Origin of the sequence: Pseudomonas sp. NFXW11 (assembly GCF_049887815.1) — a bacterium.
In the GTDB taxonomy this organism is placed as follows: Bacteria; Pseudomonadota; Gammaproteobacteria; order Pseudomonadales; family Pseudomonadaceae; genus Aquipseudomonas.
Genome location: NZ_JAGEKI010000006.1, coordinates 1 through 18,241, shown reverse-complemented (window position 1 = coordinate 18,241; position 18,241 = coordinate 1). Strand labels below are relative to the sequence as shown.

The window sequence follows — 18,241 nt, the reverse complement described above, 5'->3', positions numbered from 1 at the left end:
ACATACTCGACACAGGGTGCAGCACGGTCATCAGACCGTGTGCAGGTACCAGTTGTATTCCAGGTCGGAGATGGAGTTTTCGAACTCCGCCAGCTCGCTTTCCTTACAGGCCACGAACACGTCGATGTACATCGGGTCGATGTACTTGGCCATCACCTCGCTGTCGTCCAGCACCCGCAGGGCGTCCCGCAGGTTGCTCGGCAGGCTCGGCTCGCTCTGTTCATAGGCGTTGCCTTCCATGGCCGGGCCAGGCTCGATCTTGTTGGTCAGGCCGTGGTGAATGCCCGACAGCACCGAAGCCATCAGCAGGTAGGGGTTAGCGTCGGCGCCGGCCACCCGGTGCTCGATGCGTACGGAGTCCGCCGAGCCGGTGGGCACGCGCACGGCCACGGTGCGGTTGTCGACGCCCCAGGTCGGCGAGTTCGGCACATAGAACTGGGCGCCGAAGCGGCGGTAGGAGTTGACGTTGGGGCAGAGGAAGGCCATCTGCTCCGGCAGGGTATCAAGCACACCGCCGATGGCGTGACGCAGGGCCTCGTTAGTTTCCGGATCTTCGCTGGCGAAGATATTGTTGCCCTGCTTGTCGAGGATCGAGATGTGCACGTGCAGGCCGTTGCCCGCCTGGCCCGGGTAGGGCTTGGCCATGAAGGTGGTGTCCATTTCATGGTCGTAGGCGATGTTCTTCACCAGGCGCTTGAGCAGTACCGCGTAGTCGCAGGCCTTGATCGGGTCGGAAACGTGATGCAGGTTGACCTCGAACTGCGCCGGGGCGCTTTCCTTGACGATGGCGTCGGCGGGGATGCCCTGCTCTTTCGCGCCTTCGAGGATGTCCTGCAGGCAGTCCACGTATTCGTCGAGGTCGTCGATCAGGTAGACCTGGGTCGACTGCGGACGCTTGCCGGAAATCGGCGAACGCGGCGACTGCGGGCGGCCATTCACGTTGTCCTGGTCGATCAGGTAGAACTCCAGCTCGAAGGCGGCGCAGATGGTCAGGCCCAGGGCGTCGAACTTGCTCACCACCTGGCGCAGCACTTCGCGGGGGTCGGCGAAGAACGGCTGGCCCTCGATCTCGTGCATGGTCATCAGCAGTTGCGCGGTGGGGCGCTTCTGCCAGGGCTCCACGCTCAGGGTGCCGGGAATCGGGTAGCAGATGCGGTCGGCGTCGCCGATGTCCAGGCCCAGGCCGGTGCTTTCCACCGTGGAACCGTTGATATCCAGGGCAAACAGCGAGGCTGGCAGGTTGATGCCCTTCTCGTAGACCTTGTGCAGGGCGGTGCGCTCGATGCGCTTGCCGCGCACCACACCGTTCATGTCTGCAATCAGCAGATCGACGTAGAGAACCTCGGGGTGTTTTTTCAGGAAGGCATTGGCTTCATTGAGCTGAATGGCACGCGGGGGGACCGACATGATGCACCTATTGTGTTAATTATTATGTTCACTGCTGTGACACGCCAGCAGTCAACCCGAAAGAAAACCCGCAGTCAATAGCCAACAGAGGCCGCCATTCGTCAATTATTTTGACCCGCGCAACGCACAAAGCGCCAGAAATCCGCGCCATTCGCGGGTTGCAAGCGAATAACGTTTAGAATTTTTTACATGGAAGTTGTCAATTAAAATCAACGAGGATAAGCTCTGGAAAAACTCGTTCCAGCGTGAATTTCGAGGTGATAAAAATGGCATTCAAGCCATTGATCGGCGTTACTGCGTGCGTCAAAGAGATTGGCCTGCGCCCCTACCACGTCAGCGGCGACAAGTACTTGCGTGCTGTCAGCGTCGCGGCCGAGGGCCTGCCCCTGATCATTCCTTCCCTGGCAGACCTGCTCGATATCGACGAGCTGCTGCACAATCTGGACGGGCTGCTGTTCACCGGCTCCCCTTCCAATGTCGAACCCTTCCACTACCAGGGCACGCCCAGCGAGCCGGGCACCGCCCATGACCCGCAGCGCGACGCCACTACCCTGCCGCTGGTGCGCGCCGCGGTGAACGCCGGGGTGCCGGTGCTGGGCATCTGCCGCGGTTTCCAGGAAATGAACGTGGCCTTCGGCGGCAGCCTGCACCAGAAGGTGCATGAACTGCCGGGCTACATGGACCACCGCGAAGCCGACGATCCACGGGTCGAGGTGCAGTACGCCCCGGCCCATCCGGTGGCGATCCAGCCCGGCGGCGTGTTCGCGGCCATGGGCCTGGCCGGCGAGATCCAGGTCAACTCGATCCACAGCCAGGGCATCGATCGCCTGGCCCCCGGCCTGCGGGTCGAGGCCGTGGCGCCGGATGGCCTGATCGAAGCGGTGTCGGTGGACTACAGCCTGGCCTTCGCCTTCGGCGTGCAGTGGCACCCGGAATGGCAGGTGCTGTCGAACCCGGCCTACCTGCGGATCTTCCAGGCCTTTGGCGACGCCTGCCGGCAACGGGCCGCGCAACGCCGCTAAAGGGCCCGCATCGGCCGCCAACTGAGCAACCCAGACGACTCATCACGCCCTGCCCCACGGCGTGCACCCCGGTGCGCGCCCGATCTTCGGTGTGAGCAGCAAACGGCAAGACCACAACAACAAATAGCGTCAGGCCGCCAGGGAGGCAGCGCCGAATCGGCCCGCCCCTGCGGGCTGGCAATCCACCTTTAGGCCCGGCCCCATTGGCCGAGCTGCTGACACCTGTTGGGAGTTTCACATGGCAAACGCCTCCAGCACTTACCGCAAGGCCCTCGAAGGCACCCCCTGTGCGCAGAAGGTCCTGGTCAAGATCGACCGGGTGACCAAGAAGTTCGATGAAACCGTGGCCGTGGACGATGTGTCCCTGGAAATCCACCAGGGCGAGATCTTCGCCCTGCTGGGGGGCTCCGGTTCGGGCAAGTCCACCCTGTTGCGCATGCTCGCCGGTTTCGAGCGGCCCACCGAAGGGCGCATTCTGCTGGATGGCGTGGACATCACCGACATGCCGCCCTACGAGCGGCCGATCAACATGATGTTCCAGTCCTACGCCCTGTTCCCCCATATGACCGTGGCGCAAAACATCGCCTTCGGCCTCAAGCAGGACCGCCTGCCAGCCAGCGAGATCGAGGCCCGGGTCGAGGAAATGCTCAAGCTGGTGCACATGACCCAGTACGCCAGGCGCCGGCCGCACCAGCTGTCCGGCGGCCAGCGCCAGCGCGTAGCCCTGGCCCGCTCCCTGGCCAAGCGGCCCAAGCTGCTGTTGCTGGATGAACCCATGGGCGCCCTGGACAAGAAGCTGCGCTCGCAGATGCAACTGGAACTGGTGGAGATCATCGAACGGGTGGGCGTGACCTGCGTGATGGTGACCCACGACCAGGAAGAGGCCATGACCATGGCCCAGCGCATCGCCATCATGCACCTGGGCTGGATCGCCCAGACCGGCAGCCCGGTGGACATCTACGAAGCCCCGGTAAGCCGCCTGGTGTGCGAGTTCATCGGCAACGTCAACGCCTTCGACGGCAGCGTCACCGAAGACCTGGAAGGCTACGCGATCATCGACTGCCCGGACCTCGCCCAGCAGATCTATGTCGGCCACGGGGTCAGCACCTCGGTGCAGGACAAGTCGGTGACCTACGCCATCCGCCCGGAAAAGATGCTGGTCACCACCCTCAAGCCTGAGTCGCGCTACAACTGGTCCAAGGGCAAGGTGCATGACATCGCCTACCTGGGCGGCCACTCGGTGTTCTACGTCGAGCTGCCTGGCGGCAAGATCGTCCAGTCGTTCATGGCCAACGCCGAGCGCCGTGGCGCGCGGCCGACCTGGGACGACGAAGTCTACGTCTGGTGGGAAGACGACAGCGGCGTGGTACTGCGCGCATGAGTACCTCGACCATGACCCTCAATCAGAAACTCCTGCGTGTGCTGCCCAGCGGTCGCAAGCTGGTGATCGGCATTCCCTTTGTCTGGCTGTTCCTGTTCTTCATGCTGCCGTTCTTCCTGGTGATGAAGATCAGCTTCTCGGAAGCGGCCCTGGCGATTCCGCCCTACTCGGAGATCTACAGCTACGCCGAACAGAAATTCCAGCTGCTGCTGAACCTCGGCAACTACGCCATGCTGGCCGGCGACGAGCTGTACCTGTCGGCCTACCTGGGTTCGCTGAAGGTGGCGCTGCTCAGCACCCTGATGTGCCTGGCCATTGGTTTTCCCATGGCCTACGCCATCACCCGCACCAGCAAGGAAGCGCAGAACGTGCTGTTGCTGCTGATCATGATGCCAACCTGGACCGCAATCCTGATCCGCGTCTATGCCTGGATGGGCATCCTCAGCAACAACGGCCTGCTCAACAGCTTCCTGCTGTGGACCGGGCTGATCAGCCAGCCGCTGGAAATCCTCAATACCAACACCGCCGTCTATATAGGGGTGGTCTACGCCTACCTGCCGTTCATGGTGCTGCCGCTGTACGCCAACCTGGTCAAGCATGACCAGAGCCTGCTGGAAGCTGCCTCGGACTTGGGTTCGAGCAACTTCAACAACTTCTGGAAAATCACCGTGCCCCTGGCCAAGAACGGCATCATTGCCGGTTGCATGCTGGTGTTCATTCCGGTGGTGGGCGAGTTCGTGATTCCGGAACTCCTCGGCGGCCCGGAAACCCTGATGATCGGCCGCGTGCTGTGGCAGGAATTCTTCAACAACCGCGACTGGCCGGTGGCCTCCGCCCTGGCGGTGGTGATGCTGGCGATCCTGATTATTCCGATTTTGCTGTTCAACCGCAGCCAGGCCAAAGAGATGGAGGGACGGGCATGAAACGCGTCGAATTTTCCAAGCTGATGCTGGTGCTGGGCCTGCTGTTCATCTACCTGCCGATGCTGATCCTGGTGATCTATTCGTTCAACGCCTCCAAGCTGGTGACGGTGTGGGGCGGCTGGTCGATCAAGTGGTACGTGGGCCTGCTGGATAACCAGCAATTGATGGGCTCGGTGATGCGCTCCCTGGAGATCGCCTGCTACACCGCGATTGCCGCGGTGGCCCTGGGCACTCTGGCGGCCTTCGTGCTGACCCGGGTCACCCGCTTCAAGGGCCGCACCCTGTTCGGTGGCCTGGTCACCGCGCCGTTGGTGATGCCCGAGGTGATCACCGGCCTGTCGCTGCTGCTGCTGTTCGTGGCCATGGCGCAGCTGATCGGCTGGCCCATGGAGCGCGGCATCGTCACCATCTGGATCGCCCACACAACCTTCTGCGCCGCCTACGTAGCCGTGGTAGTCTCCGCGCGCCTGCGGGAACTGGACCTGTCCATCGAGGAAGCGGCCATGGACCTGGGCGCGCGGCCATTCAAGGTGTTCTTCCTGATCACCATCCCGATGATCGCGCCGTCCCTGGCGGCGGGCGGCATGATGTCCTTCGCCCTGTCCCTGGATGACCTGGTACTGGCCAGCTTCGTTTCCGGCCCTGGCTCCACCACCTTGCCGATGGAAGTGTTCTCGGCGGTGCGCCTGGGGGTCAAGCCGGAGATCAACGCCGTGGCCAGCCTGATCCTGCTGGCAGTGTCCCTGGTGACCTTCCTGGTGTGGTACTTCGGTCGCCGCGCCGAGGCCGCGCGCAAGCGGGCCATCCAGGAAGCCATGGAGTTCACCGCCAATGAGTCCTGGCAGCCACCGGCAGCGAAAAAACCTGCGGCACGAACGCCGGCGACGGCATAGCCGCCGCTTCGCCAGCAAGCTGGCTCCTACAGGGTTTGTGTTGCCCCTGTAGGAGCGAGCTTGCTCGCGAAAGCGCCCCCCGATACCCACCTTGCACACGCAACAATCTGCAGAATAAGAAATGGAGTTGTACCGATGAAAATGCTTGGCAGGATGGTGTTCGCCAAAACCATGCTCTCACTGTCCTTGATGGGCGTAATGGCTACCGGCGCTCAGGCCAGCGACAAGGTGCTGCGGGTCTACAACTGGTCGGACTACATAGCCCCGGACACCCTGAAGAAGTTCGAGGCCGAGACCGGCATCCACGTCACCTACGACGTGTTCGACAGCAACGAAACCCTGGAAGCGCGCCTGCTCACCGGCAAGTCCGGCTATGACATCGTGGTGCCCTCCAACAGCTTCCTGGCCAAGCAGATCAAGGCCGGGGTCTACCAGGAGCTGGACAAGTCCAAGCTGCCCAACTGGAAGAACCTCAACCCGGTGCTGCTGAAGAACGCCTCCGCCAGCGACCCTGGCAACGCCTATGCCTTCCCCTATATGTGGGGCTCGATCGGCATCGGCTACAACCCGGACAAGGTCAAGGCGGTGCTGGGGGCCAACGCCCCGACCCACTCCTGGGACCTGCTGTTCAAGCCGGAGAACGCCGAGAAGCTCAAGGCCTGCGGCATCAGCTTCCTCGATTCGCCCACCGAAATGCTCCCCGCTGCCCTGCACTACCTGGGCTACCCGGCGGCCAGCAAGGACAAGGCGCAAATCGCCGAGGCCGAGGCGCTGTTCATGAAAATCCGCCCTGCGGTGACCTACTTCCATTCCTCCAAGTACATCTCGGACCTGGCCAACGGCAATATCTGCGTGGCCGTGGGTTATTCCGGCGACGTGCTGCAGGCCCGCTCCCGCGCCGAAGAGGCCGGCAACCGGGAGAAGGTCGCGTTCAGCATTCCCAAGGAAGGCGCCGGCAGCTTCTACGACATGATGGCCATCCCCAAGGACGCCACCAACGTCGACAACGCCTACCTGTTCATGAACTTCCTGATGCGCCCGGAGATCATCGCCGAGGTCACCAACAGCCTGGGCTACAGCAACGCCAACGCGGCGGCCACGCCGCTGGTGGACGAAGCGATCCGCAACGATCCGGCCTCCTACCCGCCCCAGGCCGTGCTGGCCACCCTGTATGCAGTGCCGGACCAGCCGATCCCGATCCAGCGGGTGATGAACCGCGGCTGGACCCGGATCAAGCTGGGCAAGTGATGCAAACTGCCCGTCAGCACGGCGGGCAGTGCTCCCCCTTTTTCCGTTCATGTCGCGCCTTACCACCGCGGCAGCACTTGCGAACGGCTTCACCCGGCTCACTCGGTTGGGGTGAATCCTTGGCGCCTTCGGGCGCCTTTTTTGCGTCAGCCAGCGCCTGCCCATTGCTGGCAAGCAGCCTCCTCGGCAGCAGCACCTTGCCCCCAAACAATGGTATTTTCCGCAGCTGCGCTGCCACGGAGCAACACGGCACCGGCACTGTCATTTTCCCAGGGAGCTGTAGCATGAAGACCGCCGTCCAGCCTTGTAGCTTGCCCACCCCTTCGAGCATCGCCGAGCTGGCCCCCGGCGCCACCTTTATCGATTGCCGTCGCACCCTGGCCCATCACCCCGAACGCAGCGCCCTGCGTCATCTGTTGAACCTGATGAGCCAGACCCCGGCCTGGATCGACCGCCTGATGGGCCTGCGCAATCGCGTGGTGCAGCTGTTCGGCCTCAAGGACCTGGGGCGCCTGACCCGCATCGACCTGGCGCGGGCCGATGAGGATTACCGCCCCGGTGAGCGGGTCGGCATCTTCACCCTGATTTCCCAGGCCCCGGACGAGGTGCTGGTGGTGGACCGCGACAAGCACCTGGATGTGTACCTGTCCCTCAACCTGCTGCCCGCCGACGCCGAGGGCCGGCGGCCGCTGGTGCTGTCCACCCTGGTGCATCCGCACAACTTGCTGGGGCGCCTGTACATGCTGCCGGTGGCGCCTTTCCACCGGATCATCGCGCCCATGACCCTGGCCAATATCAACCGTGGTTGAGCCCTCACTTTCCAAGGAACTTGCCGTGCCAACACCCGAATTCGATGTGCTCGTCGTGGGCCTGGGCGCCATGGGCGCCGCCACCCTCTATCAACTGGCCAAGCGCGGGGTGAAGGTGGCCGGCATCGACCGTTTCAGCCCGCCCCACGACCAGGGCTCCAGCCATGGTGACACCCGCATCACCCGCCAGGCAGTGGGCGAAGGCGCGGCTTATGTGCCCCTGGCGATCCGCTCGCAGCAGATCTGGCGCGAACTGGAGGCCGAGCTGGACGTGGAGCTGTTCGAGCAGTGCGGGGTGCTGGTGATGACCGCCAGCACCGACCCGCAACGCCCTGCGGATGCCCGGGATTTCACCGACAACAGTATCGAGCTGGCCCGGCGCTACGGCATCGAGCACCAGGTGCTGGATGCCGGCGAAATCCGTCAACGCTTCCCACAGTTCGCGCCGCTGGATGACAGCGCCCGGGGCTACTTCGAGCCCGGCGGCGGTTTTGTCCGCCCGGAGCGCTGCATCGAGGCGCAACTGACCCGGGCCCGGCAACTGAGGGCAACGCTGATCACCGGGCAACAAGTGCTGGAACTCAAGCCCGGTGCCGACGGGGTGGAAGTCATCTGCCAGGGCTCGCGGTTCAAGGCCCGGCAGGTGATCGTCAGCGCCGGCATCTGGTCGGCGCCGTTGCTGGGCGCGCCCTTCGACTCGCTGCTAAGGGTCTGTCGCCAGCAGCTGTACTGGTTCCGTCTCGACCAGCCAGCGCATTACCCGGCCCGTTCGCCGAGTTTCATTCTGCACAGCGCCGAAGACCGGGACACCTGCTACGGCTTTCCGCCGATTCCCGGCGAAGGCAGCGTGAAGATCGCCACCGAGCAGTACGAACAAGCCAGCCAGCCGGACAGCCTCGACCGCCAGCCGAGCAGCGCCGATGCCCAGCGCCTGTTCCGAGAACTGGTGGCGCCGCATATGGCCGGGCTGGCGCCGCAGCTGGTGAAAGCCAGTGTCTGCGCCTACACCGTGACCCCGGATTCGGGCTTTATCATCGACCGCCATCCGCACCTGGCCCATGTCACCGTGGTCAGCGCCTGTTCCGGGCATGGCTTCAAGCATTCGGCGGCGATTGGCGAGGCCCTGGCCCAGCAGGTGGTGGACGGCCGCAGTGAGCTGGACCTCGGCAGTTTTTCCCTGCAACGCTTCACTTGAGGGGCAGGCCCGGGAAAAAAATCCCCGGGCTGACGTTTTTCGCCGTTTATCTGCCGTTTTCAGCCTTGCCGGCTGGCCCAGTCTCTACGATTCTTTAGACACCCTCAGGGCGGCGTGTCGCCGCCCCACGTAGAACCACCGGAGCGCCCCATGAAGAGCGTCGCAGAGCTGCTGAAACTCAAGGCCAAGCACAACCAGCAAGTGCACACCATCGCCCCGCAGCAGATGGTCCTGGAGGCCCTGATGCTGATGGCCGAGAAAAACGTCGGCGCCTTGCCGGTGATGGAAAACGGCGTGGTGGTCGGGGTGATCAGCGAGCGTGACTACGCCCGCAAGCTGGTGCTCCACGGGCGCTCCTCGGTGGGCACGCCGGTCAGCGCCATCATGAGTTCGCCGGTGATCACCGTGGACTCGCACCAGAACGTGGAAACCTGCATGAGCATCATGACCAACAGCCACCTGCGCCACCTGCCGGTGGTGGAAAACGGCCAGTTGCTGGGGCTGCTGTCCATCGGCGACCTGGTCAAGGAAGCGATTGCCGAACAGGCCGACCTGATCCGCCAGCTGGAGCAGTACATTCGCGGCGAATGATTCGCCCACTTCGGTAGGAGCCGGCTTGCCGGCGAATGGGCCCGAAAGCCATGTGCCGCCCTGGCCGACGCCGCCCGGCCAGTTCCTACACAAGCGAGCTCCTACGCTAGTGGGTTGTTGGTTACATTGGCGGCGGTCGACACACCCTGCCCCTGGCCAGGCCCGGGCAAAAGCCTGATCCTTGGCCACTCCTGCCAAGCACGGACAAAGCCATGAGTACCCTGAACATCTGCCTGCCAGAAGCCCTCAAGAGGTTTGTCGACGATCAGGCTCGCCAGCGCGGCTACAGCACCAGCAGCGAGTACCTGTGCGAACTGATCCGCAAGGATCAGGACCGCCAGCAACTGCGCGGCCTGCTGTTGGCCGGAGCCGAGTCGACTCCAGGTGCACCCGTTGACGCTCAGTATTTCCAGTCGCTGCGCGCCTCGCTCACCGCTCCCCGCCAGCCGTAAAGAACTGCCGCCCATCGCGCTTGAGCAGGTCCAGCAGCGCCTGGGCCGCCGGCGACAGGTAGCCCTCGGCACGCACCAGCACCACGATGCTGCGGCGCATGCAGGTTTCGCCCAGGGGCACTTCCCGCAGATGGGCGATGCCCTTGAAGTCGTCCAGGGTTTCCCGGGCCAGGAAGCTCAGCAGCCCAGTACTGGCGATCAGCCGCGGCAACAGGGAGATGGTGTTGGTTTCGATCTGCACCACCGGTAGCGGCAGTTCGTGGCTCTGGAACACGTTGTCGATCCAGCGCCGGGCCGACACCCGGGTGCCCGGCAGCACCCAGCGGTAGTCGCAGAGGTCGCGCAGACGCATCGGCGTGTCGAAGATCGGGTGCTCGCGGCTGGCCACCACCACCGCCTGGTCGTCGAACAGCAGGTGATGGCTGAGCTGCGGGTCACCCTCGAACAGCGGGCAGATCACCATGTCCAGGCGCCCGCTGCGCAGCGACTCGCGGAGCATATCGTCCTGGCCGATCACCAGGTTCAGGGTGATATCGGGGGCACGCGCCAGCAGCGCCGCGGTCATCTGCGGCAGCAGGTGCTCGGCCATGCTGGCGGCGCAGCCGAGGCGGATATTGCCCAGCACGCCGCTGGCGAAATCCCGCACCTCGCGGTGGGTCTCGGCGATGTTCTGCTGCAACTGCCGGCTGCGCCGCTGCAACAATTCGCCCACCGGGGTCAGCTTGATGCCGCGCCCTTCGCGCTCGAACAGCTTGGTGCCAAAGGACTCCTCCAGGCGCTGGATGCTCTTGCTCAGGGCCGGCTGGCTGCGGTTGAGCTTCAGCGCCGCCCGGCCCAGGTGGCCGAGTTCGGCGATGGTGTCGAAATAGGTCAGGTCGCGCAGGTCCATGATCGATCAACAATAGTTATGAGTTGATCACAATTAGAAACTGGACGTGATTAATTGCGCTACTAATAATTTGCCTTGTCGCCGGTCTTACCGCTTCCGCAACAGAAGCGGCCAGCGCCTTGGAGTACCGTCCCTTGTCGCCATCACCTCGTCTCTTCCTCACCCGCTGGCCCCTGGCCCTGCAATGGCTGGCCTGGCTGCTGCTGGCCGCTGCCAGTGGCCAATCGCTCAAATACCTGGAGATTCCTGCCGGACAATTTCTCGGCCCCATGCTCAGCGCCATCCTGTTCGGCGTGTGCGGCGCGGCGATTCGTGTGCCACGCCTGGCATTCCGCCTGGGCCAGGGCGCGGTGGGCATGCTCGCCGCGCACTCCATCACCCTAGCGGTGCTCCAGGCCATGCTGCAGTCCTGGCACGTGATGCTGCTGGCAACCCTGCTGACCGTGGGCCTGAGCACCCTGGTGGGCCTGGCGCTGGAGCGCCTGGGGGGCATCGCCGCCAGCACCGCAGCCTGGGGCACCGCGCCGGGCGCGGCCTCGGCCATGGTCTCGATGGCCGACGAATTCGGAGCCGACTCGCGGGTGGTGGCCACCATGCAGTATGTGCGGGTGGTGTGTGTGGTGATGGTCGGGGCCCTGGTCAGCCACTGGATCGGCGCGCCGGCCAGCGCCAGCGCGGCCCCTGCCGGGGCGATGGCCGCGCACGGCCTGAACGCGATCAATGTCGGCCTGTCCCTGGCGGCCATCGCCGGCGGCGTGCTGCTGGGTTCACGGGTGCCGGCCGGGGCCCTGCTGGTGCCGTTGCTGCTGGGCGGGGCGCTGCAGGTTGGCGGGCTGCTGCAGATCAGCCTGCCCTCCTGGCTGCTGGCCTGCGCCTATTGCGCCATCGGCGGCTACATTGGCCTGCGGTTCGACGCGCCCACCCTGAAGTACGTGCTCGGCCACCTGCCGGCGATGATCGGCGGCGCGCTGCTGCTGATCGCCCTGTGCGCGCTGTCGGCCTGGGGCCTGGCGCACTGGCTGGGCAAGGACTTTCTCTCGGTGTACCTGGCCACCAGCCCCGGCGGCCTGGATGCCATGGCGATCATCGCGGTGGACACCCATTCCGATATCGGCCTGGTGCTGGCGCTGCAAACCCTGCGCCTGTTCGCGGTGATCCTCAGCGGAGCCTTCGTCGCCCGGCTGATCATCAAGTGGTCGCGCTGAGCCTTGAACGCTTTTTTAACACGCTGAAATAGTAAATCCCGTCACCCCTGTTTCTGGCCTCAGACGCCTGAATACGGGGCCTAAGCCAAATCTGAAGCACACTGAAAGCCAATCTCAGGCAACCCTGGATTTAATTCCCTTAACGAATAAGAAACGTCTGGCCATCAGCTCTTGTTACCATTGCGCACATTTGCGTGATGATTTGATGACAGGCAGGTTATTTGTGAAGTTTATCCGTCGTTGCCTACAGCACCCCCTCGCCCCCCTGTGCACCCTGTTCGGCCTGCTGTTGCTGGTGCCCATGGGCGCGCGCCTGGCCCTGGGCTGGTCCAACCCGCTGGGTTACCTGTCGGACCTGGCCAGCGCCAGCCTGCTTACCCTGCTGCTGTACCGTCGCCCCTGGTGGCTGGCCCTGCCGCTGCTGCTGGTGTGGAGCCTGCTGACCCTGGTCAGCGCCGAACTGGTGAGTGCCGTGGGGCGCATGCCCAACCTCGCCGACCTGCACTACCTGGTGGACCCGCAATTTGTCGGCAACTCCACCGGCGGCGGCCTGACCCACCCCGAGCTGGGGCTGACCCTGCTGCTGGGCCTGGTGCTGTGGCTGGTGGTGCAGCGCAGCAGCCGCGCGGCCGCCCTGCCGCCCCTGCCACGCAAGCTCTGGGCGCTGCCCTTGGCGCTGTTCCTGGGCCATGGCGCCAGCCAGTACCTGAAACCCAGCGAAGCCGATCAGTGGCAACTGTTCAACCTGCCGCACCAGGCCCTGGCCACCGCCACCGGCCAGGCCCAGATGCAGATTGAAGACTGGCTCGACGGCGATGTCGCCGATGTGCCGCCGCCCATGGCCGGCCTCACCCGCCTCGATCTCGAAGGCCAGCCACTGCTGCCCAGCGCCGGACGGGCGCGCAACGTGCTGCTGATCACCCTGGAAGGCATTCCCGGGGCCTATATCAAGACCAACCGCGAAGCCCTGAACAGCCACTACCAGGAAGACCTGATGCCCAAGCTCAGCGCCTGGGCCGAACGCGGGATGAACACCCCGGACTACGTGCTACACAGCCACCAGACCATCCGTGGCCTGTACGCCATGCTCTGCGGCGACTACGACAAGCTCGACAACGGCACCCCCAAGGGCGTCGAGATGCTCACCCAGAACCAGCGCAACCAGGCCTGCCTGCCGGCGCAGATGCACAAGTTCGGTTTCAACACCCACTACCTGCAAGGCGCCGGCCTGCGCTTCATGGCCAAAGACAAGATCATGCCGCACATCGGCTTCGATTCGACCCACGGCCTGGAGTGGTTCAACAACCCCAACTACCTGGAATTCCCCTGGGGCAAGGACGACAAGGCGTTCTTCGAAGGCGCGCTGACTTATGTCGAGAAGCTGAAGAAGCAGAAGCAACCGTGGATGCTCACCCTGCTGACCGTCGGCACCCACCAGCCCTACTCGGCCCCCGAAGACTACCTGGAGCGCTACGACACGCCGAAACAGGCCGCCGTCGGCTACCTCGACGACGCCATCGACCAGTTCCTCAAGGGCCTGGAGCGCCAGGGCGTGCTCAAGGACACCCTGGTGATCATCACCTCCGATGAATCCCACGGCATCGACGGCGTGCGCCTGGCTTCGTCCTGGGGCTTCAACCTGATGCTCGCCCCCGACCAGGCGCTGCTGCCTCATATCAAGTCCGGCACCTATGGCCACGTCGACCTCAGCGCCTCGGTGCTCGACTACTTCGCCTTGCCGGTGCCCGCCAGCCTCAGCGGCCGCTCGCTGTTTCGCGACTACGCCCAGGGCCGGGAGATCATGTCCTACACCAACGGCAAGCTGCGCTACCACGATGGCCAGGGCACCTTTACCGAGTGTGACTTCCAGCAACGTTGCCGTTATTACCAGAGCACCGGTTTTATCGCCGACAGCGCCAGCCTGAAGGGCCAGTACGGCGGCCAGCGGGCGCGGCAGATCAGCGCCCGGGCCACCCACCTCGACCGCAGCCTGCTGCAGTCACCGCTGAACCAGCACTATCAGTTCGGCAGCCCGGCAATCATCCCGCTGCAGGCGCAGATCAAGGATGACTGGGCCGACAACCTGATCGGCGCCCAGTACCTGGAAATGCCCAAGGGCTCGCAGACCCGGGTGCGCTTCACCGTGCGCTCGGCCGACCCGCAGCAGAACGCCTATATCCTGCTCAAGGGCAAGGAACTGGAGCAGGACGTGCCCCTGGGCCTGCCGGAGGAAATGCTGGTGACCCCCGACCAGCCGCTGCAGATGGATTTCAGCTTCGACAACCCGCAAACCCGCAAGGCCTTCTCCTTTCATCTGCTGGGCTATGGCCTGGGGGCCGTGGAAGTCAGCGACTTCAGCGTGGTCACCGAGCTGCCGGGGCAGGACGACAGCGCCGCGGAAATGCCCATGGAAGAAGAGGTCGAACACTCCAGCTGATGCCCAGCCCGACCTGGAGCCCGGCTCCAGGTCGCATCCGCCTTGTTCCCGAGCGGCCCGCGCGCCGCTATCGCCAGCGCACCCGGTGCCGATTTTCAGGCAAAACCCTGGCGTGCCAAGGGCTTTGCGGCTATTTCTGCTAAACCGCACCGGCCACTGCACACGAGCGCTGCCCATGATCGACCTCGCCACCCCAGCCCTGGACCAACTGGTCGCCGCCATGGGCGCCCAGCCCTTTGTGGTGCTGACCGGCGCCGGCATCAGCACCCCCTCGGGCATTCCCGACTACCGCGACAGCCAGGGCGTGCGCCGGGGCCGGCAACCGATGATGTACCAGGAGTTTCTCGGCCAGCCCAACGCCCGCCGCCGCTACTGGGCCCGGGCCATGCTCGGCTGGCCGCGGATCCGCCAGGCCCGGCCCAATGCCGCCCACCAGGCCCTGGCGCAATTGCAGGACGCCGGGCGGATTGCCGGGCTGATCACGCAGAATGTCGACACCCTGCACCACCAGGCCGGCAGCCGCGAAGCGATCGAACTGCACGGCAGCCTGCACCGAGTGCTGTGCCTGGACTGCGGCCAGCGCAGCCCGCGGGAGGCCATCCAGCAGCAGCTGGAAGCCGCCAACCCCTACCTGGCCGGGGTCGATGCGCAGCAGGCCCCGGATGGCGACACCCTGCTGGACCCGGCCTTCGAAGAACGCTTCCAGGTGCCGCACTGCCCCCATTGCGCGGGCGAGCGACTGAAACCCGATGTGGTGTTCTTCGGCGAGAATGTCGCCCCGGCCACCGCCGCCCTGGCCTGGGAAGCGGTGCACCAGGCCGGCGGCCTGCTGGTGGTGGGCTCGTCGCTGATGGCCTATTCGGCGTTTCGCCTGTGCCGCGCAGTGGTCGACCAGGGCAAGCCGTTGCTGGCGATCAATTTCGGCAAGACCCGGGCCGATGAGCTGCTGCAACTCAAGCTCGCCGAACCCTGCGACCAGCTCCTGCCGCAATTGGCCCAACGCCTGCTGCGCTAAGGCTCAAGCCGGGGCAAAAGCTTGCTCGCGGAGAATGTCGAACAACGCCTGGGCCGCGCTGGACAGCTCCTCGCCGGGCTTGGTCAAGACGCCGATGGCGCGTTCCACCACCGGCTCGCCCAGGGTCAGGCAATGCGCCCCCAGCTCACGCATTTGCTCGGCGCACAGGGCCGGCACCGCGCTCACCCCCAGGCCACTGGCGACCATCCGCCCCACCGTCGCCAACTGGTGGCTCTCGAATTCCACTGGCAGTTGCACACCGCGGGCCCGCAGGTGTTCTTCCAGCATCACCCGCACCGTGGACGGCCGCTGCAAGGTGATGAAGGGCTGCTGCAGCAAGGCTTGCCAATCGATCTCGGCGTGTCGCGCCAAGGGCGAATCCCTGGGCACCACGGCGACAAAACGGTCGATGTACAGCGGGGTGAACAGCAGGGAGCTGTTGTCTTGCGGCTCGAAGGCCACCCCCAGTTCCACCTCGCGGTCGCGGACCATTTCCAGCACCTGCTCGTTGATCACATCGTTGACCGTGACATTGACCTGGGGATAGCGCGCGCGAAACTGCTTGAGAATCGGCGGCAGCAGATTGCCGGCAAAAGACGGCATGGCCGCCAGGGTCACCCGCCCGCGCTGCAGGGTGAAACGCTGGCGCAGCTCATCCTCGGCATTGTCCCAGTCGGCGATCAGGCGCCGGGCCAGGGGCACCAGGGCCTCGCCTTCCGGGGTCAGGGCGACGTTGCGGGTATTGCGGGTGAACAGGCGCCCGCCAAGGCTTTGCTCCAGGGCCTTGATGGTCAGGCTCAGGGCCGACTGCGACAGGTGCAGGCGCTCGCAGGCCAGGGCGAAACTCAAACTGTGGGCCACCGCGAGAAAGGCGCGGATCTGCTTGACGGTCATCTCAGCCTCCAGGAGGCAACTATAAGAGGAGAGCTACAAGTTGCGAGCTTCAAGCTGCAAGTGCTTGCAGCTTGCAGCTTGCAGCTTGCAGCTTGCAGCTTGCGCTATTGTGCTGATTTTCTCATCAATCCACCTTAAAAATAAACTTAACAAATCAATCCACTGGCGCAACACTGCTCCACACACGGCTGGCCAGCCGCCAACGAACAAGAAAGAGGATGGTGCAAATGGCAGGTTTCGATAAGCGCGTGGCGTCCTACGAGGAAGCCCTGGAAGGTCTGCAGGATGGCATGACCGTGATCGCCGGCGGCTTCGGCCTGTGCGGCATTCCCGAAAACCTGATCGCCGAGATCAAGCGTCGCGGCACCCGCGACCTGACGGTGGTCTCGAACAACTGCGGGGTCGACGGTTTCGGCCTCGGCGTGCTGCTGCAAGACCGTCAGATCAGCAAGGTGGTGGCCTCCTACGTTGGCGAGAACGCCCTGTTCGAGAAACAGCTGCTCAGCGGCGAAATCGAAGTGGTGCTGACCCCCCAAGGCACCCTGGCGGAAAAAATGCGCGCTGGCGGCGCCGGCATTCCGGCGTTCTTCACCGCCACCGGGGTCGGCACCCCCGTAGCCGAAGGCAAGGAAACCCGCGACTTCAACGGCCGCACCTACCTGATGGAAGAGTCCATCACCGGCGACTTCGCCATCGTCAAGGGCTGGAAGGCCGACCATTTCGGCAACGTGGTCTATCGCCACACCGCGCAGAACTTCAACCCCCTGGCGGCCACCGCGGGCAAGATCACCGTGGTCGAAGTGGAAGAGATCGTCGAGCCGGGCGAGCTGGACCCGACGCAGATCCACACCCCCGGCATCTATGTCGACCGGATTATCTGCGGCACCTTCGAGAAGCGCATCGAACAGCGCACCGTGCGCAAGTGATCGCCCTTCCCCAGCCCGAATAAAAGGACAACAACCATGGCTCTTTCCCGCGAACAAATGGCTCAGCGCGTCGCCCGCGAACTGCAAGACGGCTACTACGTGAACCTCGGCATCGGCATTCCGACCCTGGTGGCCAACTACATCCCCGATGGCATGGAAGTGATGCTGCAATCGGAAAACGGCCTGCTGGGCATGGGCGCCTTCCCCACCGAGGACGAAGTCGACGCCGACATGATCAACGCCGGCAAGCAGACCGTCACCGCCCGTGTCGGCGCCTCGATCTTCTCCTCCGCCGAATCCTTCGCGATGATCCGCGGCGGCCATATCGACCTCACCGTGCTCGGTGCCTTCGAGGTGGACGTGCAGGGCAACATCGCCTCGTGGATGATCCCCGGCAAGCTGGTCAAGGGCATGGGCGGCGCCATGGACCTGGTAGCCGGTGCCGAGAACATTATCGTCACCATGACCCACGCCTCGAAAGACGGCGAATCCAAGCTGCTGAGCCGTTGCAGCCTGCCGCTGACCGGCGCCCAGTGCATCAAGCGCGTGCTCACCGACCTCGCCTACCTGGAGATCGAGAACGGCGCCTTTATCCTCAAGGAACGCGCCCCCGGGGTCAGCGTCGAGGAAATCGTCAGCAAGACCGCCGGCAAGCTGATCGTGCCGGACCATGTGCCTGAAATGCAGTTCGCCTGAGGAGCCCCACCATGCAAGACGTCGTTATCGTTGCCGCCACCCGCACCGCGGTGGGCAGTTTCCAGGGCTCCCTGGCCAACATTCCCGCCGTTGACCTGGGCGCCGCGGTGATCCGCCAACTGCTGGCCCAGACCGGCATCGACCCGGCCCAGGTCGACGAAGTGATCATGGGCCAGGTGCTCACCGCCGGCGCCGGGCAGAACCCCGCGCGCCAGGCCGCGATCAAGGCCGGCCTGCCCCACGCCGTGCCCGCCATGA

General features: G+C 64.5%; 17 protein-coding genes and 1 pseudogene. 15 read left to right on the top strand and 3 right to left on the bottom strand.

The genetic code is table 11. From position 1 onward, the window contains the following. Window positions 1-30: 30 nt before the first annotated feature. The gene (locus J4P02_RS11095) at window positions 31-1,407 is read right to left on the bottom strand and encodes a glutamine synthetase family protein (protein ID WP_426190033.1); all 1,377 of its coding nucleotides are present in this window, start codon (window positions 1,405-1,407) and stop codon (window positions 31-33) included. A gap of 266 nt (window positions 1,408-1,673) precedes the next feature. Between J4P02_RS11095 and J4P02_RS11090 the strand changes: the two genes are divergently transcribed. The 9 genes from J4P02_RS11090 to J4P02_RS11050 all read left to right on the top strand — a co-directional run bounded on the left by J4P02_RS11090 (window position 1,674) and on the right by J4P02_RS11050 (window position 9,921). Further along, entirely contained in the window at window positions 1,674-2,429 is a 756-nt protein-coding gene (locus tag J4P02_RS11090) for a gamma-glutamyl-gamma-aminobutyrate hydrolase family protein (protein WP_426190031.1), read from the top strand. Between the two features lie 238 nt (window positions 2,430-2,667). Then, window positions 2,668-3,810 carry a polyamine ABC transporter ATP-binding protein gene (gene potA / locus J4P02_RS11085; RefSeq protein WP_426190029.1) on the top strand — a complete coding sequence of 381 codons (1,143 nt, stop codon included), beginning with the start codon at window positions 2,668-2,670 and terminating at the stop codon, window positions 3,808-3,810. Window positions 3,811-3,851: 41 nt separating this feature from the next. Further along, window positions 3,852-4,733, top strand: coding sequence for an ABC transporter permease subunit (locus tag J4P02_RS11080; RefSeq protein WP_426190578.1), 882 nt, complete (start codon window positions 3,852-3,854; stop codon window positions 4,731-4,733). Beyond that, window positions 4,730-5,626: an ABC transporter permease subunit gene (locus J4P02_RS11075; protein WP_426190027.1), complete on the top strand. Its 897-nt coding sequence runs from the start codon at window positions 4,730-4,732 to the stop codon at window positions 5,624-5,626. The genes J4P02_RS11080 and J4P02_RS11075 overlap by 4 nt, the downstream gene beginning before the upstream one ends. A gap of 135 nt (window positions 5,627-5,761) precedes the next feature. Continuing rightward, window positions 5,762-6,874 carry a polyamine ABC transporter substrate-binding protein gene (locus J4P02_RS11070; RefSeq protein ID WP_426190025.1) on the top strand — a complete coding sequence of 371 codons (1,113 nt, stop codon included), beginning with the start codon at window positions 5,762-5,764 and terminating at the stop codon, window positions 6,872-6,874. 284 nt (window positions 6,875-7,158) lie between these two features. Then, the gene (locus tag J4P02_RS11065) at window positions 7,159-7,683 is read left to right on the top strand and encodes a DUF2867 domain-containing protein (RefSeq protein WP_426190023.1); all 525 of its coding nucleotides are present in this window, start codon (window positions 7,159-7,161) and stop codon (window positions 7,681-7,683) included. A 25-nt stretch (window positions 7,684-7,708) separates the two neighbouring features. Next, window positions 7,709-8,878, top strand: a complete 1,170-nt coding sequence (gene solA, locus J4P02_RS11060; protein ID WP_426190021.1) for an N-methyl-L-tryptophan oxidase — start codon at window positions 7,709-7,711, stop codon at window positions 8,876-8,878. 150 nt (window positions 8,879-9,028) lie between these two features. Beyond that, window positions 9,029-9,469 (top strand): CBS domain-containing protein, encoded by a 441-nt coding sequence (locus tag J4P02_RS11055; protein WP_426190019.1) that lies wholly within the window; start codon window positions 9,029-9,031, stop codon window positions 9,467-9,469. A gap of 212 nt (window positions 9,470-9,681) precedes the next feature. Continuing rightward, window positions 9,682-9,921, top strand: coding sequence for a ribbon-helix-helix domain-containing protein (locus tag J4P02_RS11050; protein ID WP_426190017.1), 240 nt, complete (start codon window positions 9,682-9,684; stop codon window positions 9,919-9,921). Here J4P02_RS11050 and J4P02_RS11045 read toward each other — a convergent pair. Next, complete coding sequence (locus tag J4P02_RS11045) at window positions 9,899-10,810, bottom strand: LysR family transcriptional regulator (protein ID WP_426190015.1); 912 nt, start codon at window positions 10,808-10,810, stop codon at window positions 9,899-9,901. The two genes, J4P02_RS11050 and J4P02_RS11045, sit on opposite strands and share 23 nt — an antisense overlap. 134 nt (window positions 10,811-10,944) lie before the next feature. Between J4P02_RS11045 and J4P02_RS11040 the strand changes: the two genes are divergently transcribed. The 3 genes from J4P02_RS11040 to J4P02_RS11030 all read left to right on the top strand — a co-directional run bounded on the left by J4P02_RS11040 (window position 10,945) and on the right by J4P02_RS11030 (window position 15,467). After that, the gene (locus tag J4P02_RS11040) at window positions 10,945-12,015 is read left to right on the top strand and encodes an AbrB family transcriptional regulator (RefSeq protein WP_426190013.1); all 1,071 of its coding nucleotides are present in this window, start codon (window positions 10,945-10,947) and stop codon (window positions 12,013-12,015) included. Window positions 12,016-12,220: 205 nt separating this feature from the next. After that, on the top strand, window positions 12,221-14,452 hold the full coding sequence (locus J4P02_RS11035; protein WP_426190011.1) for an LTA synthase family protein: 2,232 nt from the start codon (window positions 12,221-12,223) through the stop codon (window positions 14,450-14,452). A gap of 175 nt (window positions 14,453-14,627) precedes the next feature. After that, on the top strand, window positions 14,628-15,467 hold the full coding sequence (locus tag J4P02_RS11030; protein ID WP_426190009.1) for an NAD-dependent protein deacetylase: 840 nt from the start codon (window positions 14,628-14,630) through the stop codon (window positions 15,465-15,467). 3 nt (window positions 15,468-15,470) lie between these two features. On the opposite strand, the gene J4P02_RS11025 is transcribed toward J4P02_RS11030, so the two are convergent. Further along, the gene (locus tag J4P02_RS11025) at window positions 15,471-16,361 is read right to left on the bottom strand and encodes a LysR substrate-binding domain-containing protein (RefSeq protein ID WP_426190007.1); all 891 of its coding nucleotides are present in this window, start codon (window positions 16,359-16,361) and stop codon (window positions 15,471-15,473) included. 227 nt (window positions 16,362-16,588) lie between these two features. On the opposite strand from J4P02_RS11025, the gene J4P02_RS11020 reads away from it, so the two are divergent. The 3 genes and pseudogenes from J4P02_RS11020 to J4P02_RS11010 all read left to right on the top strand — a co-directional run. After that, window positions 16,589-17,287 (top strand): CoA transferase subunit A, encoded by a 699-nt coding sequence (locus J4P02_RS11020; RefSeq protein ID WP_426190005.1) that lies wholly within the window; start codon window positions 16,589-16,591, stop codon window positions 17,285-17,287. A gap of 36 nt (window positions 17,288-17,323) precedes the next feature. Continuing rightward, a complete protein-coding gene (locus J4P02_RS11015) occupies window positions 17,324-17,983 on the top strand; it encodes a CoA transferase subunit B (protein WP_426190003.1) in 660 nt (219 codons plus the stop codon). 11 nt (window positions 17,984-17,994) lie between these two features. After that, window positions 17,995-18,241: pseudogene (locus J4P02_RS11010) on the top strand (acetyl-CoA C-acetyltransferase); the annotation flags it as partial.

What these genes read in the sequence shown, in the direction of transcription:
- J4P02_RS11045 (WP_426190015.1), bottom strand. Translation starts at nt 10,810, where the DNA reads ATGGACCTGCGCGACCTGACCTATTTCGACACCATCGCCGAACTCGGC.
- J4P02_RS11095 (WP_426190033.1), bottom strand. Translation starts at nt 1,407, where the DNA reads ATGTCGGTCCCCCCGCGTGCCATTCAGCTCAATGAAGCCAATGCCTTC.
- J4P02_RS11025 (WP_426190007.1), bottom strand. Translation starts at nt 16,361, where the DNA reads ATGACCGTCAAGCAGATCCGCGCCTTTCTCGCGGTGGCCCACAGTTTG.
- J4P02_RS11035 (WP_426190011.1), top strand. Translation starts at nt 12,221, where the DNA reads ATGACAGGCAGGTTATTTGTGAAGTTTATCCGTCGTTGCCTACAGCAC.
- J4P02_RS11030 (WP_426190009.1), top strand. Translation starts at nt 14,628, where the DNA reads ATGATCGACCTCGCCACCCCAGCCCTGGACCAACTGGTCGCCGCCATG.
- J4P02_RS11050 (WP_426190017.1), top strand. Translation starts at nt 9,682, where the DNA reads ATGAGTACCCTGAACATCTGCCTGCCAGAAGCCCTCAAGAGGTTTGTC.
- potA (WP_426190029.1), top strand. Translation starts at nt 2,668, where the DNA reads ATGGCAAACGCCTCCAGCACTTACCGCAAGGCCCTCGAAGGCACCCCC.
- J4P02_RS11015 (WP_426190003.1), top strand. Translation starts at nt 17,324, where the DNA reads ATGGCTCTTTCCCGCGAACAAATGGCTCAGCGCGTCGCCCGCGAACTG.
- J4P02_RS11065 (WP_426190023.1), top strand. Translation starts at nt 7,159, where the DNA reads ATGAAGACCGCCGTCCAGCCTTGTAGCTTGCCCACCCCTTCGAGCATC.
- J4P02_RS11075 (WP_426190027.1), top strand. Translation starts at nt 4,730, where the DNA reads ATGAAACGCGTCGAATTTTCCAAGCTGATGCTGGTGCTGGGCCTGCTG.
- J4P02_RS11055 (WP_426190019.1), top strand. Translation starts at nt 9,029, where the DNA reads ATGAAGAGCGTCGCAGAGCTGCTGAAACTCAAGGCCAAGCACAACCAG.
- J4P02_RS11070 (WP_426190025.1), top strand. Translation starts at nt 5,762, where the DNA reads ATGAAAATGCTTGGCAGGATGGTGTTCGCCAAAACCATGCTCTCACTG.
- J4P02_RS11020 (WP_426190005.1), top strand. Translation starts at nt 16,589, where the DNA reads ATGGCAGGTTTCGATAAGCGCGTGGCGTCCTACGAGGAAGCCCTGGAA.
- J4P02_RS11090 (WP_426190031.1), top strand. Translation starts at nt 1,674, where the DNA reads ATGGCATTCAAGCCATTGATCGGCGTTACTGCGTGCGTCAAAGAGATT.